We start from the raw sequence: 23,327 nt of genomic DNA on the forward strand, positions 1-23,327 counted from the left end.
GAAAAGGGCTGGCCTTTTTGTTATCACGTCTCGGAGGACGACTGGATGAGCACGCGGACAGAAACCGACTCAATGGGCCCGATCGAGGTTCCAAACGAGAAATATTACGGTGCCCAGACCGCGCGCTCGCTGATGAATTTCGATATCGGCGGCGAAAAGATGCCGCTGGAAATCATCCACGCGTTCGGGGTTCTTAAAAAGGCTGCCGCGGTCACCAATACTCGGCTGGGGCTGATGGACGAAGCGGTCCGGGACCTGATTGTAGCCGCAGCCGACGAAGTGATCGCCGGGCAGTTGAACGATCATTTCCCGCTTGTGGTCTGGCAGACCGGGTCGGGCACCCAGTCGAACATGAACGTCAATGAGGTGATCTCGAACCGTGCCATCGAAATGGCGGGCGGGCAGATGGGGTCGAAAACCCCGATCCATCCCAACGATCATGTCAATATGAGCCAGTCGTCAAACGACACCTATCCCACCGCCATGCATATTGCGGCGGTGGTTAGTGTCGAGGAGACCCTGTTTCCCAAGGTGGAGCTGCTGCGCGACACGCTGGCCAGGAAATCCGAAGAATTCATGGACGTGGTCAAGATTGGCCGTACCCATCTTCAGGACGCGACGCCCCTTACCCTGGGCCAGGAAATCTCCGGATGGGTTGCCCAGATCGACGCCGCGCTCCGAGCTGTACGCGGCTCGCTCGAACAGTTGCGCGAGCTGGCGCTGGGGGGCACGGCGGTGGGCACCGGGCTCAACACCCATCCCGATTATGCAGTGGGCGTGGCCGAAGAAATCGCGCGCTTGTCCGGCCATCAGTTCGTGACCGCGCCCAACAAGTTTGCGGTTCTCGCTGGACACGACGCCTTTGTCAGCGCTTCGGGCGCGCTCAAGCAGCTTGCGGCTGCGCTGATGAAGGTGGCCAACGACGTGCGCTGGCTGGCTTCGGGCCCGCGCTCGGGGTTGGGGGAGATCACCATTCCGGAAAACGAGCCCGGGTCTTCGATCATGCCGGGCAAGGTGAACCCGACCCAATCGGAAGCCCTGACCATGGTGGTCACCCAGGTGATGGGCAATGACGCGACCATCGGTTTTGCCGCGTCACAGGGCAATTTCGAACTCAACGTCTTCAAGCCGGTCATTGCGTATAATTTCCTCCAGTCGGTGCGTTTGCTGGGCGATGCGGCCAAATCGTTCAACGATAATTGTGCCGTGGGTCTTGAGCCCGACCGCAAGCGGATCGAGGAGCACCTCAACAATTCGCTGATGCTGGTGACGGCGCTCAACCGCAAGATCGGCTATGATAACGCCGCCAAAATCGCCAAGACCGCGCATCAGAACGGCACCACCCTGCGTGAAGAGGCGATCAATCTCGGGCTGCTGACGGGTGCGGAATTTGACGCCGAAGTCCGGCCCGAACGAATGGTCGGACCGCTTCCCGCCAAGACATAGGCCAAAGGCCCTACGGGAAGGGCGGGACCGGGGGCCCGCCTCAGATCGACACTGATTTGCGATAGCCGGTGGGGATGCGCTTTGTCGCGCTGGCCTCAGCGGTGCGATAGCTGTGGTTTGCCTGGGCATCGCTGATCGAGGCCCCCGTGCCCAGAAGCTGGACAAGAAATGCCGCCTGGGGCGCGCGCTCGGACAGAAGGGCGCCGGGACGTGGCAGGCTGATCGGCAATTTGTGTGCCGAAATGCGTCGCTTGTTGCCGTTTACCGTACCCATTTTCCGCTCGTCTCGTTCCAGAGCGGGACGCTTGTCCCGTTTCGGCACACTTTGGGTGCATTCTCACTGGAATGGTCGCAATTGTCGTGCCAGATGGCAACGATTTGTTAACGATTGGCACAGACGTTATGCGGTATGGTTAACGCGATCGGTGCAGCGTTAACAAAGCGGCAAGAAACGCGCCGCAATTTTGCGGCTTTGTTGCTATCTTGAGGGACGGATGTTTTCCGGATCGCACCGCAAAGGCTCCGCCATGCCCCTGACCTCCGTCTTCGCCCCGATGTCCCGTGTTGTCCTGGCGCTTGCCTGCGTGGGAGGAGTGGCTGCATGCAGCAGCAGCGGGCCGGTATCGGGTGGGCTTGAGCCGGGCCTTGTGGCGCAGGTCAGCACCCCGGGCGCGCAGATGGATCACCGGTCGGCCCTGACGATTATCAACCAGTATCGGGCGGTGCGCGGAGTGTCTGCATTGGCGGCCGATGCGGGCCTTGATGCGCAGGCCCAGGCGCTTGCCGCTCAGTATGCGCGCACCGGCACCCCGCCCGCCAAGCCCGGCGACCTTGCCGCCATGCGCCTGTCAGCGGGCTATACCAATTTTGCGGAAACCTTCTCAGGCTGGCGCAATAGCCCAGCCGATGCGGATGTCCTGGCGATGGGCGATGCCAGGCGCGCGGGGTTCGCGGCAGTCTATGACCCCAATTCCGCCTATGGCACGCATTGGGTGATGGTGCTGGCGCGGTAACAGGGCGCGCTTTAGCGAGCTCCGGCAGCTGTCAGTACGCGGGTTGCGGCGTGTAGCCTTCGCTGTTGGTCCGGCAGCAATTGTTCCGGGCTGCGGATCAGCCTTGCCTCAAGCTCGGTTGTGGCGATGGTTTCGATAAATCGCACGGCAAAGCCATGATCGAGCATCCGTACGACCCGCCCAACCACAGTGCCGATGGCTAGCGGCATGCCGACGCTGATATCAAGTTCCGCTGAAACCGCGGCGCCGGAATTGGACATGTCGATCACAAAGCACGGCACCAGACTGGCATCGGCCAGAACGATGACCGATTGCGGATCGCGGGGCAGAAGGCGGGAATGGCGCCGAGTGTCGGTTACCGCATAATTCTTGTGCCTGTCGAGCCAGGCAATCCGGTCGGCCATGCCCCGGCGCGCTTCGCTGTCGAGTTCGAGCGACATGGCAAAGCCAAATCCCAGGGTGCGCTCGATCTGCCCCCGCAGGCGCCCGAACTCGTTGAACTGCCCGATCACCCAATCACCTACGTCGCCTGAGACGGGCGCGGAAAGCAGCAGGTTTGAAGGGGAAATGCGCTGGATACGGCAGGCAAATACCGTCGTTGGCCGTTCGGATCCGGCCGACCATTTCTCCAGATGGTAGCGTCCGGGAATATTGGCCAGCAGGCGGGCGCGGTCCTTGCCGCCACCCTGATCAGCTCCCGTCATATTCATTGCGTCCTCCTCCCCTAGTGCGCTTGCGCGATACGGGAAGTCCCGATAATGCAGCTTCATATTGAATAAAGTCTTGCTGTTTGCCTTGATCCCTGGCGGCAGCATTTTCGGGCAGAAGGCTGGATATCTTGACAACGATCGACGCGCGGGGGCTCAAATGTCCCTTGCCGGTGCTCAAACTGGAAAGAGTGCTCGAAACAGCAGCGCCCGGAGACGCAATCGTCGTGCTGGCCACCGATCCGGTCGCGCGGATCGATATTGCGCTCTATTGCCGCCAGCAGGGACACGCGCTGGAGATTTCCGAGCAGGGTGGTGGCGTGTCGCGCTTTGACATTATCCGCGATGGAGCGAAGGCTGTCGCCCAGCCCTGACGATCAGGGGCGCGGACGGGGCAGAGGCACCATAGTGCCCGATGGGGTGAGCGAGACGATCGAGGCGTCCCCGAAGCCGATCGCGGCGGGCTGGGACGGGGGCGTCCAGGCAAACATCGGTGTATCGGGACGCGGGCGGGGCAGCGGCACGTTGGCGAGGCGGCCCAGGGTCGAAACTGTATGGGTCGGCGGCACCAGCGTATCGTTGAGATAGGAAATCTGTCCGTCCAGCCCGGCGGAAAACACCGCCTTGCGGGCTTCAGCATATTCGGCGGCACCGGCTCCGCAGATATTGCTACGCATGTCGGTGGGCATCAGACCCAGATTGTTGCTGATGTCGACTACGTTGCGGCCTGTGCCGCGATACCCGCCAGCAAAGCCCGAATACAGCATCTGGGCAGTCATTTCGCCGCGCTCGCGCGAAGAATTGGCACCCAGGGTGACGGCCATCAACTGGCGTCCGTCGCGATAAACGGTGGCAACGACATTGAGCCCCGAGGCGCAGATATAACCCGTCTTCATGCCGTCGGTGCCCGAAAATCCGGTCAACAATTCGTTGTTGGCGTGCGAGCGGGACTGGCCGAAGGCCACCGTGCGGGTGGCAAAGATCGAGTCATATTGAGGGAAGCGGGCGCGGATGGTGAGCGCTACCATGGCGATATCACGGGCGGTCGTTACCTGACGGGGATCGTGCAGGCCGTGCGGGTTGACGAAATGGGTGCCGGAAAGTCCCATCATGGCCGCGCGGCGGTTCATCATGTCGACGAAAGCCGGTTCACTCCCGGCGATGGTTTCCCCGATTGCGACGGCAATGTCGTTGGCCGATTTGACGATCAGGATGTAGAGCGCATCTTCAAGGGTGATCGCGGTGCCTTCGGCAAGCCCCATCTTGGAGGGCTCGACAGACAGCGCGTTGGCCGTGGTGATGACGGGGGTGGACAGCGAGGCCTGCCCGGTTTCGATGGCCTCAAAAGCGATGAGCGCGGTCATGAGCTTGGTGAGTGAGGCGGGGTGCCAGGGCAGGCCGGCCTCATTTTCAAACAGCACTTCATTGGTGCGCATGTCGATGAGAAGCTGAGGGAGCGCCAGGGCGGGACCGAACGATGCCGCGACGCTGGCGACTGCAAGTGCACACAACAACAGCAATCGTCTAACGGTGTGCACGCACCAATTTCCTTGTCATCTGCGGCTCCGTGCTGCTGGCATTCATGCCCTTCACACAGGTGCCGACGGGTTCTCGTTGAATGGGTCGGGCATCCTTAACAGCCCAAATTGGGCAGAACAATGCCCGACCAGGTGCGGAAGAACACGGGGCCGGCTTTTTGCGGTGCGGTTGGCTCACAGCGGCCCGGGGTTTCAATCAGAGGCCCTCCTGCTTATATTGGAGGCCGTATCCGCCACGTTCAGGGGTCAGATCATGCGCATCGAGCGTGATGAAACGACAGTCTGTGCCGCAATGACGGACATTCTCAATCGCATCGGCGACAAATGGAGCGTCATGGTGGTTGAGCGTCTCGATGGCGGCACCATGCGATTTTCAGAATTGCTGCGCGCCGTCGATGGCGTGTCCCAGCGCATGCTGACCCTGACTTTGCGCAATCTGGAACGCGACGGGCTGGTGATCCGCACGGTCTATCCGGAAATTCCCCCGCGCGTCGAATACCGTCTGACCGAACTGGGTCGAACCCTGACCGGGCCGATCAGTGCGCTGTGGGATTGGGCGGAAAAGCATCAACAGGCTGTCGCCGAGGCTCGCACCGCCTATGATCGCGCGCAGGCCATCGAGACCGCGCCGGAATGCAAGCGCGCCTGAAGGTCTTGCCAGATCAGCCGATGTCCCTGATCGGCTTCCAGGTGATGAACCGATAGAGATAAATCAGTACCGCCAGAATAACGACGCCTGTGGAAACCGGGTCCACATAAGCCTCGACCACCGGGTAGCTCTCATGGAGCAAAAACCCTGAGAAGGTGAGCAGGCCCGTCCACACGGTGGTGCCGATCAAGGAGATGGCGAAAAACCGGCCAACAGGCATGGCCGCCAGCCCGGCAGGCACCGAGATCAAGGTACGGATGGCCGGGATCAAACGCCCGATCAGGACGGCCCAGATGCCGTAGCGGTCGAACCAGCGCACCGCCATATCGATATCGGCCTCGGAGATCGTCGCGAACCGGCCAAAGAAGTTGCACAGAAGGCGAAACCGTTCGATGCCCAGTAGCCGCGCAACACCGTACCAGACACTGGTGCCCAACATCGAACCGGCGGTGCCGGCCAGCAGCACCCCGAGCGGGTTGAGACGGCCATCGGCGGCGGCATAGCCCGCAAACGGCATGATGAGTTCGGACGGAATCGGCGGGAAGACGTTTTCGACAAACATCAGCATCATGATGCCGAAATAGCCCCAGTCGGTAATGGTATTGATGATCCAGTCGCTCATTGCCCGCCTTTCTGCCGTCGGGCGGGTTTTGCACGACATTGGCGAGAGGGGCAACAGCGCGGGGGAGAAAGTTTCTGCTTTCGGCTCACGCAACAATTGGGATGACGTGAATTTCACTCTTGACCTTCCCACGGTTGGAAGCACCATCTTGTGATCCGAATTGCTTTCGGAACGAGAAAGGAGGCGGCCATGAATGCCACCTTCCCCACTACTGATCAGGTTGAATCGATATCCCTGCCCATCGAGGGGATGACCTGTGCGTCCTGCGTCGGGCGTGTCGAACGCGCGCTGTTGGAGGTGCCGGGGGTTGAAGAGGTGTCGGTCAATCTGGTGACCGAGCGCGCCAGCATCACTGCCGGGGCGGGGGCCGATCATGAAACGCTTGCCAAGGCCGTCGAAAAGGCGGGGTATTCCGTGCCTGCGCCGCAGATCGGAGCCGGTGATGCGGTTGCGCTGGCCATCGAGGGGATGACGTGCGCGTCTTGTGTTGGTCGGGTGGAGGCTGCCGTAAAGGCCGTGCCTGGCGTTACCGACGCCGTGGTGAATCTGGCCACAGAGCGCGCCACTGTCCGCGGCTCGGCGGATGTGGGGGCGGTGATTGCCGCCATCGCGGCGGCGGGATACGCGGCCCAGCCGGTTGGAGATAGTGCCGACGGGGACGCGCAGCAGGCGGAAAAGAAGGAGGCCGAGCAGCAGCGGCTCTATCGCGACTTCGCGCTCGCGGCGATCCTGACGGCGCCGGTGTTTCTGATCGAGATGGGGTCGCACCTCGTTCCCGCTTTTGGGCGTCTGATTGAAACGAGCATCGGGATGCAGTGGAGCTGGTACATCCAGTTCGCGCTGACCTCGATCGTGCTGTTCGGCCCCGGGCTGCGCTTTTATCAAAAGGGCTTGCCCGCCTTGGCGCGGTTTGCCCCGGATATGAACTCGCTGGTGGCGGTGGGGACCCTGGCCGCCTATGGCTATTCGTTGGTGGCGACGTTTTTGCCCGGCCTGCTGCCAGCGGGCACCGTCAATGTCTATTATGAAGCGGCGGCGGTGATCGTCACCCTGATCCTGCTTGGCCGCCTGATGGAGGCCCGCGCTAAAGGGCGGACATCGGACGCGATCCGGCGGCTGGTCGGCTTGCAGGCCAAGACGGCGCGGATCAATCGTGACGGTACGGTTTTCGATCTACCCATCGGGTCGGTTGTCGCCGGAGACCTTGTTGAGGTTCGGCCCGGCGAGCGCATTCCGCTCGACGGCGAGGTGATCGAGGGTGACAGCTATGTCGATGAATCGATGATCACCGGGGAACCGATCCCGGTGGCCAAGGGCGTCGGCAGCGCTGTGGTCGGGGGCACAGTCAACCAGACCGGGGCCTTCAGCTTCCGGGCGACGGCGGTGGGGGCTGACACGGTGCTGTCGCAGATCATCCGCATGGTCGAAGACGCGCAAGGGTCGAAACTGCCGATCCAGGCCCTGGTCGATAAGGTAACCATGTGGTTCGTGCCAGCTGTCTTTCTGGTCGCGGCGCTGGCCTTTGTGGTGTGGCTGATCTTCGGGCCGTCGCCGGCGCTAACGTTTGCGCTGGTCAACGCCGTGGCCGTGCTGATCATCGCCTGCCCCTGCGCCATGGGACTGGCGACCCCCACCTCGATCATGGTGGGCACGGGGCGCGGGGCCGAGCTGGGGGTGCTGTTCCGCAAGGGCGAGGCGCTGCAATTGCTCAGGGATGCGCGGGTGGTTGCGGTCGACAAGACCGGAACGTTGACCGAAGGCAAGCCAGCTCTGACCGATCTGGAACTGGCGGAAGGTTTTGCCCGCGCGCCCGTGCTGGGTGCCGTGGCGGCGGTCGAGGCCCGATCGGAACATCCGATTGCGCGCGCTATCGTCGATGCAGCCAAGCAGGAAGGCATCGATCTGGCTCCGGTTTCACAGTTCGAATCGGTCACCGGTTTTGGTGTCAAAGCCGATGTGAATAGCCAGCGCGTCGAGATTGGTGCGGATCGCTATATGGTCGAACTCGGCCATGATGTGAGTGGGTTCGCCGCGGTTGCCGAACGGCTTGGCAATGAAGGCAAGTCGCCACTCTATGCGGCCATCGACGGCAAGCTGGCGGCGATCATCGCGGTCTCCGATCCGATCCGCGATACCACTCCGGCAGCGATCAGGGCCTTGCACGATCTCGGTCTCAAGGTTGCGATGGTCACCGGTGACAATGCGCGTACGGCCAAAGCCATCGCCGCGCGGCTGGGCATTGACGAGGTGATTGCCGAAGTGCTTCCGGACGGCAAGGTCGATGCGGTGCGCAGGCTCAAGGCCGAGCATGGTAAGGTGGCGTTTGTCGGCGACGGCATCAACGACGCCCCGGCGCTGGCCGAGGCCGATGTGGGGCTGGCCATCGGGTCGGGAACCGATATTGCCATCGAAGCGGCGGATGTTGTCCTGATGTCGGGCAATTTGCAGGGTGTGCCCAACGCCATTGCCCTTTCCAAGGCAACGATCGGTAACATCCGGCAGAACCTGTTCTGGGCTTTTGCCTATAATACGGCCCTGATCCCGGTGGCTGCCGGGCTGCTGTACCCCGCCTATGGCATCCTGCTCTCGCCAGTGTTCGCCGCCGGAGCCATGGCTCTGTCGAGCGTATTCGTGGTTGGTAATGCGCTGCGCTTGCGCAGGTTCAAAGTGGCGAACTGAAAGCCCCGGCGGCAGGATCCATATCAGGTCCGGCCGCCGGAAACGTCGAGGAGAATGATGATGAATATCGGAGAGGCTGCAAAGGCATCGGGCGTATCGGCCAAGATGATCCGCTATTACGAGCAGACCGGCCTGATCCCCAAGGCGGACAGGACCGCGTCGGGGTATCGCGACTATTCGGACACCGACGTGCACATGCTGCGATTCGTGCGCCGGGCGCGCGATCTTGGGTTTCAGGTGGCCGAGATCGGCGACCTGCTTGGCCTGTGGCGCGATGAAACCCGCCACAGCTCCGAGGTGAAGCGGCTGGCGCAGGGCCATGTCGCAGACCTGGAGAAAAAGATCGCCGGATTGCAGGATATGGCCAATACGCTCAATGTGCTGATCAAGTCTTGCCGCGGCGACAGTCGGCCCCAATGCCCGATTTTGCAACGGCTCGAAACCGACCGAGATGACGAGGACCTTTCGATCCATCCGCGCGCCGGAGCGATTGCGTAAAACCCGTCACGGGCAGGTCAATCTCAGGTGTTAGGCACTTCGGCCAACGGGGGTGAACTCTGGAGGCGCCAAAGCGGCATCTTTTGCGGCTTCCCTGATCAGCCAGCCACGAAACGCTGCGAATCGCGACAGTGTCACACATTCGGGGCGATAGACCACGTAATAAGCCAGCGCCGATGGCACAGTGATTTGGGGGAACAGGCGAACCAGCCTGCCGGCCGCGAGATCATCGTGAGCCAGGATGCCGCGGGCGAGCGCGATCCCCTGGCCGTCAATAGCAGCTTGCAGGACGGCGATGGCGTTGTTGAGCTTTATGCCACCGCTGCGGAAACTAGCGTCGATACCTGCCTTCTTGAGCCAGACGGTCCAGGTCATCAGGCCCGCCGCAGGATCAGCCGACTGATCATGAATGAGTGTGTGATGCGCGATGTCGATGGGTGCTGTCAGGCCGAGGGTCTTCTGCAGCACCGGGGAGCACACCGGGAAAATTTCCTCGTCCATCAACTTTTCGGCGGTGAGCCCGGGCCATGAACCTGCTCCGTATCGAACGCCGACGTCGATGCCATGTGTGACATAATCGATGAGCTTGACGCTGGTGTCGAGACGAACGTCGATGTCGGGAAACTCCGCCTGGAAGCGTTCGAAGCGCGGCAGGAGCCATTTGGCCGTAAAGGCTGGGCTGACGGCTACGGTAAGCAGCCCGCTCGCCACGGTCTCCTTCATGCGCTCCAGCCCGAGAGACAAATGACCCAGTCCGGCGCGGATGTCGGGCAGGGCATTTTCGGCAAGATCGGTCAGCGCGAGGCGGGCGGGCCCCGATGCGCTGCGATGAAACAGGGGCGACCCAAGCCAATCCTCAAGCCCGCGCACCAGTTGCCCGACGGCGGCGGCGGTCACGTTGAGTTCGCCAGCCGCGCCGGAAAAACTTCCGTGCCGGGCGCTGGCCTCAAAAGCCCGCAATGCATTGAGGTGGGTCGGCGATTTCATGGCGGCGAAGGTTTTCTTCCTGTCCGGATAGGTCAAGAATTGGCGGATCAGGCCGTTTTGTCAAGAGCTGGTATACTAGTTTGGCGGCGCTGCGATCGGTTCTCTAGACGGTTCAGAAGGGCCAGAAGCGCGGTTGATCCCCGTTCAGGGTGCCGAAACTGAAGGGGTGTTCGATCGGCGGGACATCGCAGGAAATGAGGATTTTCCCCTCCCGACCCCCGATTGCTGCGGCAAGTTCGGGGGGAAGTTCGTAAACATTGGCGGGCAAGTTTGCCAACCTTTGCAGGATACTGTCGGGAAGTGGGGCCGGTTCCTGCCGCGTCACGCTACATTGATCGGGGACGCCGCTGACGGCGAGCCCGTCCGGATCGGCGAAGGAAAAGGCCGTATAGAAATGGGGATCGAATATGGAAACCGCGATCTCGCGATAGGCCCTTCCGGTTCCCTGCGGGGTGATGTCGAAGAAAAGGCGCAGCCGTCCGTCCACCTCTTCGATCGTTAGCGATTCGCTGGCGCGGAAGGAAAGGTCGGCGCCCTCGCCGGTTACCTGGGTGTAGTAGCTGTAATGCTGGAGTTCGGTTACATCGTGCAGGCCGATTTCATCTAGGCGCTGCTGATCCAGTTTCCCGTTTTCATCGCGTTCGATTCCCTGGATCAGCCATGAGGAAAAGAGGGGATCGAACGTCCAGATATGCGTGATCCCTACGATCTGGCCATTGTCTCCCATCGCGATATCGGCGCTGGCGTCGATGAAGATATGGGGGTGCGCATGCGCGGCAACCGTGACGGAAAGCCAGAAGACGGATGCCGGCAAGATTTTTGCAGTGATCTTTTTTGCCGCCATCCGCATTGTGTGATCCCGCCTCAGCGGTTTTTCCTGTTCTCAACGAGATCGTCGACGACGCCGGGATCGGCGAGTGTCGAGGTATCGCCGAGCGCGCCAAAATCGTTCTCGGCGACCTTGCGCAGGATGCGCCGCATGATCTTGCCAGAACGGGTCTTGGGCAGGCCGGGGGCGAACTGGATGTGGTCGGGCGAAGCGATCGGCCCGATCTCCTTGCGCACCCAGTTGCGCAGTTCGGTGGCGAGGTCGTCGGACGCGGTCTCGCCGGCCATAAGGGTCACGTAGCAATAGATGCCCTGTCCCTTGAGATCGTGCGGGAAACCCACCACGGCGGCCTCGGACACCTTGGGATGGGCCACCAGCGCGCTTTCCACTTCCGCGGTCCCCAGCCGGTGCCCCGAGACGTTGAGCACGTCATCGACCCGCCCGGTGATCCAGTAATAGCCATCTTCATCGCGCCGGCAGCCGTCGCCGGAAAAGTAGAAGCCCTTGTATTGCTGGAAATAGGTTTCCTTGAAGCGTTGGTGGTCGCCATGGATCGTGCGCATCTGGGCCGGCCAGCTATCGGCGATGGCCAAGACGCCCGAGGCTTCCCCGTCCAGCACCTTGCCGCTTTCGGGATCGAGCACCACCGGCTGCACGCCGAAGAACGGCTTGGTGGCCGACCCGGGCTTGGTGGGGATCGCGCCGGGCAATGGCGAGATCATGAACCCCCCGGTTTCGGTCTGCCACCAGGTGTCGACCACCACGCAGCGCTCGCGGCCCACAACCCGATGATACCACAGCCAGGCTTCCGGGTTGATCGGCTCGCCTACCGAGCCCAGCAGCCGCAGACTGGAGAGGTCGGCCCGTTCCACGAACTGGTCGCCCGCCCCCATCAGGGCACGGATCGCGGTTGGCGCGGTATAGAAGATATTGACCTTATGCTTGTCGACCACATCCCAGAAGCGGCCGAAATCAGGGAAGTTGGGCACGCCTTCGAACATCAGCGTGGTCGCCCCATTGGCCAGCGGGCCATAGAGAATATAGCTGTGGCCGGTCACCCAGCCCACGTCGGCGGTGCACCAATAGACCTCGCCGTCGCGATAGTCGAAGGTGAGCTCGTGGGTGAGCGCCACATAGACCAGGTAGCCGCCGGTTGTGTGCAGCACTCCCTTGGGCTTGCCCGTCGAGCCTGAGGTGTAGAGGATGAACAGCGGGTCCTCCGCATTCATCGGCTCTGGCGCACAGACCGGCTCAACCGTTTGCGCCGCCTCGTGCCAGTACAGGTCGCGGCTGCCCTTCATGGGGATATCGGCACCGGTGTTTTGCACCACCAGCACCTTGTCGACGCCCGGGCAGTCTTCGAGGGCGATATCGACATTGGCCTTGAGCGGCACCGTCTTGCCGCCGCGCCGCCCTTCGTCGGCGGTGATGACGACCGCGCTGTCGCAATCGTTGATCCGCCCGGCCAGCGCGTCCGGGGAAAAGCCCCCGAACACCACCGAATGCACCGCCCCGATCCGCGCACAGGCCAGCATGGCATAGGCGGTTTCGGGGATCATCGGCATGTAGATGGTGACCCGATGCCCCTTCCTCACCCCCAGGTCCTTGAGGACGTTGGCGAAGCGGCACACATTTTCGTGCAATTGCCGATAGGTGATATGGCGCGCCTCGGCCTTGGGATCGTCGGGCTCGAAGATGATCGCGGTCTGCTCGGCGCGGGTTTCCAGATGCCGGTCGATGCAGTTGGCGGTGACGTTAAGTTCCCCGTCCTCGAACCATTTGATCGAGATATCGGGCCACTTAAAGCTGGTGTTCTTGACCCTGGTGAACGGGGTGATCCAATCGAGCCGCCGCGCCTGTTCGCTCCAGAACCCTTCGGGATCGGCGATCGAACGCGCATACATCGCATCATATTGTGCACTCGTCACATGCGTCCGCTCAGCCGCAGAAGTCGACGGAGCGAACGCTTCAGTCACATTCAACATAGATTATCCCCTATTGTGCGGGCAGCAGGAACGCGCCAATGCCGTCCGATATGATCGCCTCATAGGCGGGAATATCGTTGACGACGATCGGGGCGTCCGCATTGACGTCGTTATAGGCAAGGATCAGCTCCTCGACGGTGGCGACCTGACGTGCGGTCCGCTCGGAAAGCGGGTGGCCCGCTTCGGTGAACGGCACGAACAGGCGGCCCAATTGGGCGGCCCGGACGTAGTTGTCGTCCTGACCCCCAACGACCAGTTCCTCGTCGGTGCGGCCGCGCAGTCGGCCCATGGCCGGGTTGGCGGTTTCTGAAAGCACCGACATGGTCGCCATGCGGTCGCCGAACTCGCGGTGGCTGAGGCCACGCAAGAGCGGCGGCGAGGGCATCAGGTCCATGGGGATACCGCGCATCTGCAGGCCAAGCATGGCCAGGGTCGATACCTCGAAGGCCGATTCGTGGGACACCAGCATGTTGATGATGGGGTATTCGGGATAGGCCTCGTGCATGTCGAGCACCATGTCCGCCCCCTCGGCCTCGGCCACCGCGATGATGGCCGCCGCCAGCCGCTCGGTATAGCGGCCATCAGGATCACCGGGGAAGTTGCGGTTGAGGTTGCGCGCTTCCCAGCCCACCATGCGCTCGGCGGTCTGGGCGTGGATATAAAGGTCCGGGTCGGGCCATTGGTTGACCGGATTGGTCAGCCGCATGCCGTTGCGGAACCACCGCTCGCCCCCATCGGCGATGTCGATGGTGAAGGTGTGGGGGAAACCTTCGAGCGGTTCGGTATAGTTGAAACCGCTGCGGTTCGACTGCGGAATGATGATCAGCCGGCCTTGTTCGACCTGGGCGTTCTCGATCAGCAACACGGCTCCCAGAAGCCCCGAAATCTCCTGCGGATGGGTGCCGCCCAGGATCAGGAACGTGCTACCCGGCTGCTCGCCTTCCAAGATATACACCGGGCTATCGGCTTCCGTTCCGGCCAGGGCCGGTGTGTAGTCGCTGAGCATTCTTTGTTGCGACACGCCAGGTCCCGAGACGATGGGCTCGCTCTGATGCATGCCGAGAAAAATCCAGGCCGCCGGCACGGTGATGGCCGCCGCCGCGACCCCGCACAGGACGGCGCGGTTGCGGGACGATGAGAAGAAATCCTTGATGCCGCTCATTTCACACCCACCGCCCGCAGAATAAAGGGAATAAAAATCATCACCGAGAAGACCTGCTGCTGCCAGTCCTTGTTGCGCACCATATTCCACACCATCATGGCCGCGACGGCGAGGGCGATGAACCGGTAGATGAACAGCATCGTTGTTTCGAAAAGCATTTTCCCCTCCCTAGTGTTGGAACGTAACGCTGCCGCTGGTCATCCAGCCGCTGAGCTGGTCGGCAAAGATCAGCATGAGTGCGGCGGTGACCGCGATGGCAAGCGCCGGTATCAGGCAATATCTGAGCACGCGCAGCATGCTCACATTGCCCACCACATAGCAGGCGAGCGCTGTGGCGATCGCCGTGGGCGGCATGAACTCGGACAAGGCCGCGAAGGCTGAGATCGCGGCGACGTTGATGATCATGTCCTGATGGATGAGTGAAAATGCGAACGGAACGCCGATGACGTTGGCCGTCCCCATGGCGGTCAAAACGCTGCCGAAAAGGGGCAGCACCAGCATCTCGACGAACAAGCCAGTATGGGGCAGCTCCATTGAGGTGATGACCAGCCAGCCGCGAACCCCGGTCAGGGTCATGATCTGCACGGCGACGCCGACCGCGATCAGTACGGCGGCGAGCACCAGCGGCGTGCCCCCGAAGGTGCCGCGGACCACTTCGCCGAAGCCGGCCCGACCCAGCAGCGGGATGGCGACGAGGCCGCCAATGACCAGAACCAGCGGCACGGCCGGGTCGGGGATCATGGTGGGGAAGAGGCGCAGGATCGCCCAGAAACCCAGTGTCAGGAAGAGCCCGATCAGCGCTGTCGCCATTCCGCCCGAACGCGGTTGGGGAACGATCGCTTCAGGCCGCGCTTCGGGCCGCCAGAAGGCAAAAAGTAGGACGGTGAAGATGGCGGGAATGGCTGAAGCCACATAAAGCGGCAGGTCGAACCCGCTATAGGGCATGTTGACCCCGTCTGCGATGGCCATGGCCGGCACGTTCACCGGCGGCGCGATCATCCCGCACGTTGCCAGAATGGCGATGAAAGCGGCGATGCGCGTATCGGACAGGCCGACCCGCCGCAGGATGGGGGGAACGAAGACACCGGTGGCAAGCACCGCGACCCCCGCCACGCCTACGAACATGCCGCTCACATAGAGCAGGGCGCTGGTGATCACGAGCGCGGCGAACCTGTTGTAGCCCAGCGCGCGCACCACGCTATATCCGAGACTGTCGGTGGCTCCGGAGCTGTGCATGGCCTGGCCGAAGAATGCACCGGCAAACAGTGCCAGGACGAGGTTGATATAGCCAAAACCCCCTTCCACCAGATGGCGGAACGGCAGGCCGACGCCGGAGAGAAGCGCAACCACCAGTGCGAAGATCAGCAGCCCCAAAGGCAGCGGTACGCGTGCCTTCCAGGTGCTGAGCGCCAGCACCGCGACGCCTACCCCAAAAACAATACCCGGATGTAACAAAGTGCCCTCCTCCTAAGGTGCCTTGAAGTCAATGACCTGATCCATAGACAAAAACATTGTTGCCAGGCAGGTCGAATGGAATCGGATCGTAGGGAAGCCCCCAATCTGCAGCCAAGCCCCGCATGTTGAGCAGGTGAACGACCGGCACGTCTCGTTGCGACATCGAAACGATCAGGCCGGGCATTCCGTCAGCGCAGTGCAACCGGGTGTGCGACAGCCCGGCGGGAATGAGATTGGCGTTCTGACAGGTGCCAAAGGCGGCAACCGATCCTCCAGCATTGATGAACAACGCCGGTTTCTTGCCTGTGAGTTCATCAATCCGCGCTTCGAGCTCGCCAAGCAATTCGGGAAGCGTTTCGGCTTCGAGAAGCGGCACGCCGGATCGGGCAATGCTGGCCCGGATCGCGGCAAGCCCTTCCTCGGAGAGCCCGCGGCCCACCGCGCCATTGCCGCCAATGAGGGCAATATCGGAGCGGCCCGTCGTTGCCCCGCCCGCGCGGAGCGCCGCTTCGATGTCGAGCCAGGTGAAATCGGGATCGGTGGCGCCGAACATCGAGGCCCCCAAGGAACTGACGATCACCGTCTCCAGGCCCAGCGCCTGGGTAGCGGCAAGCGCGGCCACATTGGCCCCCACCATCGAGCCGGAAAAAAGCGCGACCACCACACTGTCTTCGGGCAGGTCGAACTCGGCGATGCGTGCGGTGAGCGCAGCGGCCAGATCGGGGTTGGTTGCCGTGCGTTTGGCTTCAAGCACGCCCAGCGAGGTGGTGATGTCAGTAAATTCCGGGCCGATCAGACCCGTCTGATTGGGGTCGACCTCTATGGGCTGGAGCAGGCCGCGTTCGCGCTTTTCGGCGCGGGCAACCTGACTTGCCGCCTGCATGATCCGCGAGGCCAATTGCATCTGCGCGGAGGCGGGATGGGTGAACTGGCCCAGCGAGGCTTCGGCCGTGAGCCAGACCGATACCGAAACCACGGCCGCCAGCGCCAGCATCGGCAGGCTCACGCGATGTTCGAGCGTGAAGCCGGTGGACCAGAGCGACGCGATGGATCTCTTGCCCCTCACCATCTGATGATCACCATGGCAAGGATGCGCGCGAGGGGGGCGGCGATGGCCAGCATCACCACAGTGGGCAGGATGCCCTGGCGATCGAACTGGTTGGCGATCAGGCCGGGCACGATATAGCCGATGCTGCGCCATTCAAGCCCCAGGGGACCGAAGGTCGGCCGGGCCAGTTCCAGAGCGGAACTGAGCAGCACGGCGGTGAGAATGGCAACCCCAAAGCGTCGCGGGCCGTAAAGAAACAAAAAGCGCGACAGTCCGCGAACCACCAGCCAGGTGACGAGCGTGATGGCGACCAGAACCAGCAGGGTCGAGGGCTGATCGAGCACCAGGGCGAGATAGCCAGGGGCAATAAGCCCGCCGGCGCTCAGGCCTGTTATGGCGAGCAGGATGACGCTGATGGCGATGCCCAGGCTGAGAGTGACCGTCAGCATCAGGCGGCCTCTTTGGCGCGGATGTGGTCAGCGAGGCTTTGGCCGATATCGGCGTAGTTGCCGATGCCCCAGATGGTGTTGTTCTGCGCGACCGACGCCAGTTTGGCGAGCGCCACGTCGGGGCGGTTTTCGTTCAGCGCCTGAACCTGGCGGAGATCGAACCCGGCGCGCTTGACCCAGCTCGTGCGCCAGGCGCCGGTCATGACCAGTTGCACCGGCGTCGAGAGGCCGCCAAGAAAATCAAGGAAAAGCCGGGTACGCTCGGGCCGGTCGGCGCGCGCGTTGAGCAGGACGGTTGCGGGCTCGTCCGATGGATATTCGGCCCAGAGCAGGGTTAGAGAATCCACATCGTTGCAGGCAAAGGCGTTGTGGAAGCGCAGCTTTTTGCCCTCGACGACGATGTCGCGGGCAAAGAATCCGCCCGGATCCTGCCCGGCCATCTCGAAGCCCGCGCTGGCGCGGTCCTCGTCGAGCCCCAGGCTTTCACAGACGGCCAGCGCCAGCTTGCGGTTGGTGGCGTCGGGAACGAGGCTGTCGGTCGGGGTGACGATCACCGGACTTCCCTGTCGTTGGGCTGCCGCCCGGATCGGGGGCAGGTCGCTTTCATCGGTCAGAAACAGTGTTCCGGCGCTCGGCACCAGCAGCCCCAGCGCATGGGCCATCGCGTCGGCATCCCGACCCAAGACTTCGGCGTGGTCGGGCCGGGCATTGGTCAGTGCCACATGGGTAGCGCGCACCAGATAGGTCTCTGACGCCCACAGATATTCAGGCTCGATGGCCATGGATTCGAGCACTACAGCATCCACTTCGAGCCTTTTGGCGAGGCGGAAGAACCGGACGGTTTCGGCGATGGTGGGCGAGCCCCACCGCTTCCAATCCACTTCGCTCCCGTCCGGCAGGATGACAAGGGGGCGGGTGCCCGTGGTCTTGACCAGAACCCGCCGCCCGGAGGCGCGCAGCGCGGCCCCGATATAGCGAGCCGTCGTTGTCTTGCCGCGCGAGCCGCCAACATGAACCCGGACCGGCACGCGGGCGATGGTTCTGTTGTGCAGCCAGGCTGTGATGCCAAGCCCCCCAAGGCACACCAGATAGACCACGAAAACTGCCGTGAGGACGTCTGCTGGAGGTAGATAGTCAAAAACCATATCGGCAGACGCCCAAGTTCGAAAAAATTATTCCACCAGTGCCGACAGCGCTGTGCCGACCTGAGCGGGCATGTCGATGATCTCGACCGGAATGCCCCGCGTCTCGGCGACGGTGGTGAAATAGCCGTCCTCATTGCCGGCCTGGGAGACGACGAAGGCATCGGCATTGTCGGCAATCAACTGGATGAATTGCTCGGACTGCCCGCCGCGCCGTTCGGTGCCCCCGATATGGACGCCGATGATGCGGATGCCGTTGGCCTTGGCAGCGTCGATCAACTCCTGGGTGCGGGCCAGTTCGTGCTCGGCGGTGATGCCGGCAGCGCCAAAGCCCTTGATGCTGGCGCCAACGGCGACGATCAGGATCTGCTTGCCGTCAAGCTGATCGACGCCGGCCAGAGGATCATAGGCGCTTTCCACGCCAGCGCGGGTCAACATGGTGCGGGCGGTAAAGGCATCGAGGGACTGACCCGACGACGTGACAAGGACCTCCTGAGCGAGGATCGGGCTGACGCTGGCCACAACCATGGCCATGACCGACAGACAGAGTTTCAGCAAGCGCACGATGAGTATTCCTTTCGCAGTTCGAGACGCCGCATAAGGTCGGCGCCCGGTGTTCAAAGAGCAGCGGAGCTTTCAAGGGGAGACGTCCGGGGCTGGCAGAGCCCGGCCCCGGACGGGCTTTGGTTAGAGACCGACGGCGTAGAGGAGACGGCGCGGATCGGCACCGCCCGAATACCAACCGGTTTCGGAGTCGAACCGGATCACCGCGTTCGAGCCGGTGTAGCCGTAGCGTTCGGCGCGCTCGATCGGATGGCCCATGGCTTCGAGTTCGGCATAGACTTCATCAGGCAGTCCGCCATCGAGCGATGTGGACAGCACGCCGAAATCGGGGAAGTCATAGTTGGGCTGCCCCATCCAGGTATGGGCGAAACGGGGGCGCTCGACCGCCGTTTGTGCGTCCATCTGGAAGTCGATCAGGTTGACGACCACCTGAGCCTGGGTCTGCTGGATGGTTTCACCGCCCGGTGTTCCCACGCTTGCCCAGAACTCGTTGTTGGCATCAAAGATCATCATCGGCGACAAGCACCAGGCCTGCCGGCGATCCGGACCGATCACGCCCGGATGGTCGGGATTGTGGTTGGCGTAGGCATAGGCGTTGTTGATGATGATGCCCGAATCGCCAGCGGTGATGCGCGAGCCCCAGCCGCCCGAAAGCGTGTTGGTGATTGCCACCACGTTGCCCCACTGGTCGGCGGCCGCAAAGTGCGTGGTGCCTTCCTGATAGGACGGGGGATAGGAAACGGTGGCTTCATCGAGGTTGAGCGCGGCGCGGCGGGCCTCGGTGTTTTCTTCCGAGAGCAGCCATTCGACCGGCACGTCCACGAAGTCCGGGTCGCCGATATAGGCGTCGCGGTCGGTGGCGGCCAGGTTCACCGCTTCCATGAACAGGTGGAGATATTCGGGCGAGTTGTGCTCCATCGCGCCGACATCGAAGCCCTCAAGGATTTCGAGAGTTTCAAGCACCTGCAATCCGGAGGACGGAGGGGCGCTGGTATAGACGGTGTAGCCACGATATTCGGTGCTGACCGGGGTCATCCATTCCGGCTCGAAATTGGCCAGATCCTCGATGGAGAGGACGCCACCATATTTCTGGACGGTATCGGCGATCTGCTCGCCGATGCGGCCGCCATACACAACGCCAAGGCCTTCTTCAGCCACGGCGCGCAGCGTATCGGCATAGCCCTGATTGCGATAGATATCGCCGGCCTTCCACGGTTCCCCGTCGGCCCTGCCCCAATAGGTAACCGTCTCTTCGTAGCCGGAGTCAGTGGCCTGGTTGACCAGCGAGTTCATGCTGTTGGCCATCGATGCCGTCAGCGGGAAGCCGTCTTCGGCCAGAGCGATCGTGGGCGCGAAGGCATCGGCAACGCTGATGGTGCCGTATTCTTCAAGCACCGTGACCCAGCCGGCAATATTGCCAGGCACCGCGATCGACAGGGCGCCGCGGTTACGGATATCGTTGCTGGTGTACAGGGAGAGGTCGAGCCCGGATGGCCCGCGGCCACCGAATTCCAGACCACGCACCTCGCCGATTTCCGGCGAATAGTAAAGCAGATAACCTACGCCAAAGGGGCTGGAGAGGTTTGGCTCAAGCAGGCCCACCGCAGCGGCTGTTGCGACGACGGAGTCGACCGCGTTGCCGCCTGTGGCCAATACCTGCTGGCCAATCTGCGCAGCAGTCGGTGATGCGGCGACGACCATCCCTTTCTCGCCAAAAACCAGCGGCCGGCCATTTTGCGCAAAGGCAGCGGGCGCAAAGGCAGTTGCGGCGAATAGAGCAACAGCGCTCACAGCCAAGAAACGTCTAAATTGCATGGTCATAACTCCTCCTCACGATCATGCTTAGGAAAGACAGGCGTTAACTGAGTTGGTATGCTACTTTAGGTTACGGTCCTCCATGGTGAACAATCGTATTGATCGCTAACCCTCCTTAGTTGCGGGGGTCAGTGTATAGTGTTGCATTTCTGGGGTGCTAGTCGAAATCAGGGGGCTCTAGGTAAATATGAAAATATTTTGTAAATAAATATCTGTGTTTTGTAAAACAGCTGAAAACGTATTTGCGTTTCTTGCCGTTAGCCGTGTTCGGTCTCTTGGGGAAAGTCGTGGCGTGCTTTGGATCATAAGAGATATCGGGGGGCGCATTCTGTCGGTACGCCTGCGACGGTAGCGGCGCAATTATGAATGTACGACGTGTTTTTTCTTTTGGTGCGGCAAGTTTTTCTTTGTCGCGCGCAGGCCGGCCCATACAAGCCAGCCGCGCCGGCCATCGATGGGCTCGAAGGGCCTGGCGCTCGCAGCGTCTTGGCTGCAGAGCGATGTGTCATGGGAAAATCGAGAGGTGGTGCGGGCGGTCGGAATCGAACCGACACTCTGTTTCCAGAACCAGATTTTGAGTCTAGCGCGTCTACCAGTTCCGCCACGCCCGCAGCGGGATCATCATGGCGGCGGACTATAGGCAAACAGGGGGCGGCGTCAATCGCCCAATTGATCGATCTGACCGGTTTTCGTTCAAAGACGACAACTGGTTGGGGGCTGCCGTAAATCCGGCGTGATGACGATTGAAATACCGGTGCGGTTGGGGCATCCCTGCCGTCACCCACAACTGAACGTGATCCGTCAGCCATGAGCCAGCAAACTATCCCATCTGCAGCGCGCAGCCGCCTTTTTGCCGGCTCCGCCTTTGTCCTTGGCCTGCTGGCCATTTTGGGGGCGCTGGCGTTTCAGTTCATCGGTGGGCTGTATCCGTGCGAATTGTGCCTCACCCAACGCTGGCCGTACTATATCGGCCTGCCCTTGCTGGCGCTGGGGCTGATCGTGTGGAACAAATTGCCCGCTCCCATGCGCGGGGCGCTGGCGGCGGGCGTTGCGGCGCTGTTTGCCTGGGGGGCGATGGTCGGCGTCTATCACGCGGGCGCCGAATGGCGCTTCTGGCCCGGGCCGCAAAGCTGTTCGGGCATGGGCGACGACGTGATCAGCCTCGATATGCTGTCCGACATGAGCGACGTGCGCATCGTGCCGTGCGACGCTATCCAGTGGGAATTGTTCGGTATTTCCCTCGCCGGGTTCAACGCTTTGATCTCGGCGGCGGTGGCGGTCCTGCTGGTGCTGAGCATCCGCGCGCTGCGGCGCGGCTAAGGCTCCAGTTCGATATCCCAATAGAGGTAATCGAGCCAGCTTTCGTGCAGATAGTTGGGCGGGAAGGCGCGGCCGTTGTTGTGCAGGTCATACACGGTGGGGCGATAGGGCTTTTGCAACGGGATCATGCCGATGTCGCGGGGCATGCGGTTGGCCTTGCGCAGATTGCAGGGCGAGCAGGCGGCCACCACATTGTCCCATGTCGTCTTGCCGCCGCGTGAGCGTGGAATGACGTGATCGAAGGTGAGATCATGGTGGGTGCCGCAATACTGGCACTCGAAGCGGTCGCGCAGGAAGACATTGAAGCGGGTGAAGGCGGGATAGCGGGCGGGCTGGACATAGTCCCTGAGCGAAATCACGCTCGGCAGGCGCATTTCGAAGCTGGGACTTCGGACCACCCGATCATACTCTGAAACGATGTGAACCCGTTCGAGGCAGACCGCCTTGATGGCGTCCTGCCAGCTCCACAACGACAAGGGATAATAGCTCAGCGGCCTGAAATCCGCGTTCAGAACGAGCGCGGGGCAGGCTTGCGGCGATACATTTCGAGGTGACACATGGACTGTCACTGAACCCTCCGGGGTATGGATGACCATCCCCGTCGCGCTCCCACACTCAAGTGCGCTCTCACCGCATGCCGGAAGCGCTCCGGCGATTCCTTGGCTATATTCTATGCCTGTTGTGACAGGGCTGTGAAGAATTTTGTTGCGTCTCGCGCTTTGTTGTCATGGGTTGAGCCGGGTGCGCAGGAATGCGGTGGCCGCGTCGAGCCCGTCCTGGGCGATGGAATGGCCGGTTCCCGGGGAAATATGGAGCGTCGTGTCGATGCCCAGACCGGTCAAAACCGGCAGCGCGGCCTGGCTTCCCGCGACCGGGACGACATCATCGAGATCGCCGTGAACCAGCAGGACGGGCGGGCGTGACGCGCATTCTATGGCGAGTTTTTCAGGGGAGATGACGAGGCCGGAAAAGCTCACAATGCCTTTAAGCGGTTCGGGCAATCGCAGGCCGGTATAGAGCGCCATCATCGCGCCCTGGGAAAAGCCCGAGAGGATCGTATCGGCGGGACCAAGGTCGGTCTGGGCCCATAGATCGGCGAGAAAGGCAGCGATCACGGGGTGAGCGATCTCGGCGCCGGTCAGTCTCGACAGGTCCCGGTCGCGTTCCAGATCGAGCGGAAACCACTCGTAACCAAAGGGATTGCCGCCGCAGACCTGCGGGGCGTTGGGCGCAACGAACATCGTATCGGGGAAGCTGTCGCGCCAGAACTGGCCCAGCGAAATCAGATCGCGGCCATCCGAACCATAGCCGTGCAGCAGCACGACGAGGCTTTTTGCCGAGCCGGAAGCGGGTGCGAGCATGGGGCCGGAGAGTTTGACGGGAGTGGTCGTGGTCATTGGGTATCCATGGTTGGGTAAA

Annotated in this window: 24 protein-coding genes and 1 tRNA gene; 7 read left to right on the forward strand and 18 right to left on the reverse strand. The window is 62.1% G+C overall.

Annotated elements, in window-relative coordinates:
* Positions 1–45 precede the first annotated feature (45 nt).
* A complete protein-coding gene (fumC, locus tag VNS12_RS09385; protein WP_325487566.1) occupies positions 46–1,446 on the forward strand; it encodes a class II fumarate hydratase in 1,401 nt (466 codons plus the stop codon).
* A gap of 40 nt (positions 1,447–1,486) precedes the next feature.
* Here fumC and VNS12_RS09390 read toward each other — a convergent pair whose 3' ends face one another.
* Positions 1,487–1,720 carry a hypothetical protein gene (locus tag VNS12_RS09390; RefSeq protein ID WP_325487567.1) on the reverse strand — a complete coding sequence of 78 codons (234 nt, stop codon included), beginning with the start codon at positions 1,718–1,720 and terminating at the stop codon, positions 1,487–1,489.
* Between the two features lie 253 nt (positions 1,721–1,973).
* Between VNS12_RS09390 and VNS12_RS09395 the strand changes: the two genes are divergently transcribed.
* Positions 1,974–2,459 carry a CAP domain-containing protein gene (locus VNS12_RS09395; RefSeq protein ID WP_325487568.1) on the forward strand — a complete coding sequence of 162 codons (486 nt, stop codon included), beginning with the start codon at positions 1,974–1,976 and terminating at the stop codon, positions 2,457–2,459.
* A gap of 11 nt (positions 2,460–2,470) precedes the next feature.
* On the opposite strand, the gene VNS12_RS09400 is transcribed toward VNS12_RS09395, so the two are convergent.
* Positions 2,471–3,169, reverse strand: a complete 699-nt coding sequence (locus VNS12_RS09400; protein WP_325487569.1) for a PilZ domain-containing protein — start codon at positions 3,167–3,169, stop codon at positions 2,471–2,473.
* Positions 3,170–3,297: 128 nt separating this feature from the next.
* Between VNS12_RS09400 and VNS12_RS09405 the strand changes: the two genes are divergently transcribed.
* Entirely contained in the window at positions 3,298–3,540 is a 243-nt protein-coding gene (locus tag VNS12_RS09405) for a sulfurtransferase TusA family protein (RefSeq protein WP_325487570.1), read from the forward strand.
* Positions 3,541–3,543: 3 nt separating this feature from the next.
* Here VNS12_RS09405 and VNS12_RS09410 read toward each other — a convergent pair whose 3' ends face one another.
* Positions 3,544–4,704 (reverse strand): D-alanyl-D-alanine carboxypeptidase family protein, encoded by a 1,161-nt coding sequence (locus tag VNS12_RS09410; protein WP_325487571.1) that lies wholly within the window; start codon positions 4,702–4,704, stop codon positions 3,544–3,546.
* Between the two features lie 253 nt (positions 4,705–4,957).
* Here VNS12_RS09410 and VNS12_RS09415 point away from each other — a divergent pair, with 253 nt between their 5' ends.
* On the forward strand, positions 4,958–5,353 hold the full coding sequence (locus VNS12_RS09415; RefSeq protein WP_325487572.1) for a winged helix-turn-helix transcriptional regulator: 396 nt from the start codon (positions 4,958–4,960) through the stop codon (positions 5,351–5,353).
* 13 nt (positions 5,354–5,366) lie between these two features.
* Here VNS12_RS09415 and VNS12_RS09420 read toward each other — a convergent pair whose 3' ends face one another.
* Positions 5,367–5,975: a DedA family protein gene (locus VNS12_RS09420; RefSeq protein ID WP_325487573.1), complete on the reverse strand. Its 609-nt coding sequence runs from the start codon at positions 5,973–5,975 to the stop codon at positions 5,367–5,369.
* Positions 5,976–6,164: 189 nt separating this feature from the next.
* Between VNS12_RS09420 and VNS12_RS09425 the strand changes: the two genes are divergently transcribed.
* Complete coding sequence (locus tag VNS12_RS09425) at positions 6,165–8,654, forward strand: heavy metal translocating P-type ATPase (protein ID WP_325487574.1); 2,490 nt, start codon at positions 6,165–6,167, stop codon at positions 8,652–8,654.
* 60 nt (positions 8,655–8,714) lie between these two features.
* Positions 8,715–9,152 carry a Cu(I)-responsive transcriptional regulator gene (gene cueR / locus VNS12_RS09430; protein WP_325487600.1) on the forward strand — a complete coding sequence of 146 codons (438 nt, stop codon included), beginning with the start codon at positions 8,715–8,717 and terminating at the stop codon, positions 9,150–9,152.
* A 30-nt stretch (positions 9,153–9,182) separates the two neighbouring features.
* Here the strand turns inward: cueR and gcvA are convergent, their stop codons facing one another.
* The 12 genes from gcvA to VNS12_RS09490 form a co-directional block, all read right to left on the reverse strand.
* Positions 9,183–10,139 (reverse strand): transcriptional regulator GcvA, encoded by a 957-nt coding sequence (gene gcvA, locus VNS12_RS09435; RefSeq protein ID WP_325487575.1) that lies wholly within the window; start codon positions 10,137–10,139, stop codon positions 9,183–9,185.
* 112 nt (positions 10,140–10,251) lie between these two features.
* Entirely contained in the window at positions 10,252–10,989 is a 738-nt protein-coding gene (locus VNS12_RS09440; protein ID WP_325487576.1) for a DUF1007 family protein, read from the reverse strand.
* A gap of 14 nt (positions 10,990–11,003) precedes the next feature.
* Entirely contained in the window at positions 11,004–12,953 is a 1,950-nt protein-coding gene (acs, locus tag VNS12_RS09445; RefSeq protein ID WP_325487577.1) for an acetate--CoA ligase, read from the reverse strand.
* Positions 12,954–12,963: 10 nt separating this feature from the next.
* The gene (locus VNS12_RS09450) at positions 12,964–14,115 is read right to left on the reverse strand and encodes a M14 family metallopeptidase (RefSeq protein ID WP_325487578.1); all 1,152 of its coding nucleotides are present in this window, start codon (positions 14,113–14,115) and stop codon (positions 12,964–12,966) included.
* The gene (locus VNS12_RS09455) at positions 14,112–14,273 is read right to left on the reverse strand and encodes a hypothetical protein (RefSeq protein ID WP_325487579.1); all 162 of its coding nucleotides are present in this window, start codon (positions 14,271–14,273) and stop codon (positions 14,112–14,114) included. Before VNS12_RS09455 ends, VNS12_RS09450 begins: the two co-directional genes overlap by 4 nt.
* A 10-nt stretch (positions 14,274–14,283) precedes the next feature.
* Complete coding sequence (locus tag VNS12_RS09460) at positions 14,284–15,570, reverse strand: GntT/GntP/DsdX family permease (protein WP_325487580.1); 1,287 nt, start codon at positions 15,568–15,570, stop codon at positions 14,284–14,286.
* Between the two features lie 28 nt (positions 15,571–15,598).
* Positions 15,599–16,639: a poly-gamma-glutamate system protein gene (gene pgsW, locus VNS12_RS09465; RefSeq protein WP_325487581.1), complete on the reverse strand. Its 1,041-nt coding sequence runs from the start codon at positions 16,637–16,639 to the stop codon at positions 15,599–15,601.
* Positions 16,633–17,067, reverse strand: a complete 435-nt coding sequence (pgsC, locus tag VNS12_RS09470) for a poly-gamma-glutamate biosynthesis protein PgsC (RefSeq protein WP_325487582.1) — start codon at positions 17,065–17,067, stop codon at positions 16,633–16,635. Before pgsC ends, pgsW begins: the two co-directional genes overlap by 7 nt.
* Positions 17,067–18,212 carry a poly-gamma-glutamate synthase PgsB gene (pgsB, locus tag VNS12_RS09475; RefSeq protein ID WP_325487583.1) on the reverse strand — a complete coding sequence of 382 codons (1,146 nt, stop codon included), beginning with the start codon at positions 18,210–18,212 and terminating at the stop codon, positions 17,067–17,069. Before pgsB ends, pgsC begins: the two co-directional genes overlap by 1 nt.
* Before the next feature lie 27 nt (positions 18,213–18,239).
* Positions 18,240–18,773 (reverse strand): DUF6305 family protein, encoded by a 534-nt coding sequence (locus VNS12_RS09480; protein WP_325487584.1) that lies wholly within the window; start codon positions 18,771–18,773, stop codon positions 18,240–18,242.
* A 123-nt stretch (positions 18,774–18,896) separates the two neighbouring features.
* Complete coding sequence (gene ggt, locus VNS12_RS09485; protein ID WP_325487585.1) at positions 18,897–20,588, reverse strand: gamma-glutamyltransferase; 1,692 nt, start codon at positions 20,586–20,588, stop codon at positions 18,897–18,899.
* Between the two features lie 524 nt (positions 20,589–21,112).
* Positions 21,113–21,199: transfer RNA gene (locus VNS12_RS09490), tRNA-Leu, on the reverse strand.
* Between the two features lie 196 nt (positions 21,200–21,395).
* On the opposite strand from VNS12_RS09490, the gene VNS12_RS09495 reads away from it, so the two are divergent.
* On the forward strand, positions 21,396–21,908 hold the full coding sequence (locus VNS12_RS09495) for a disulfide bond formation protein B (RefSeq protein ID WP_325487586.1): 513 nt from the start codon (positions 21,396–21,398) through the stop codon (positions 21,906–21,908).
* On the opposite strand, the gene VNS12_RS09500 is transcribed toward VNS12_RS09495, so the two are convergent.
* The gene (locus tag VNS12_RS09500; RefSeq protein ID WP_325487587.1) at positions 21,905–22,477 is read right to left on the reverse strand and encodes an HNH endonuclease; all 573 of its coding nucleotides are present in this window, start codon (positions 22,475–22,477) and stop codon (positions 21,905–21,907) included. The genes VNS12_RS09495 and VNS12_RS09500 overlap by 4 nt on opposite strands.
* Positions 22,478–22,633: 156 nt before the next feature.
* The gene (locus tag VNS12_RS09505) at positions 22,634–23,305 is read right to left on the reverse strand and encodes an alpha/beta hydrolase (RefSeq protein WP_325487588.1); all 672 of its coding nucleotides are present in this window, start codon (positions 23,303–23,305) and stop codon (positions 22,634–22,636) included.
* Between the last annotated feature and the right edge of the window lie 22 nt (positions 23,306–23,327).

Source organism: Pelagibacterium sp. (genome assembly GCF_035555455.1).
In the GTDB taxonomy this organism is placed as follows: Bacteria; Pseudomonadota; Alphaproteobacteria; order Rhizobiales; family Devosiaceae; genus Pelagibacterium.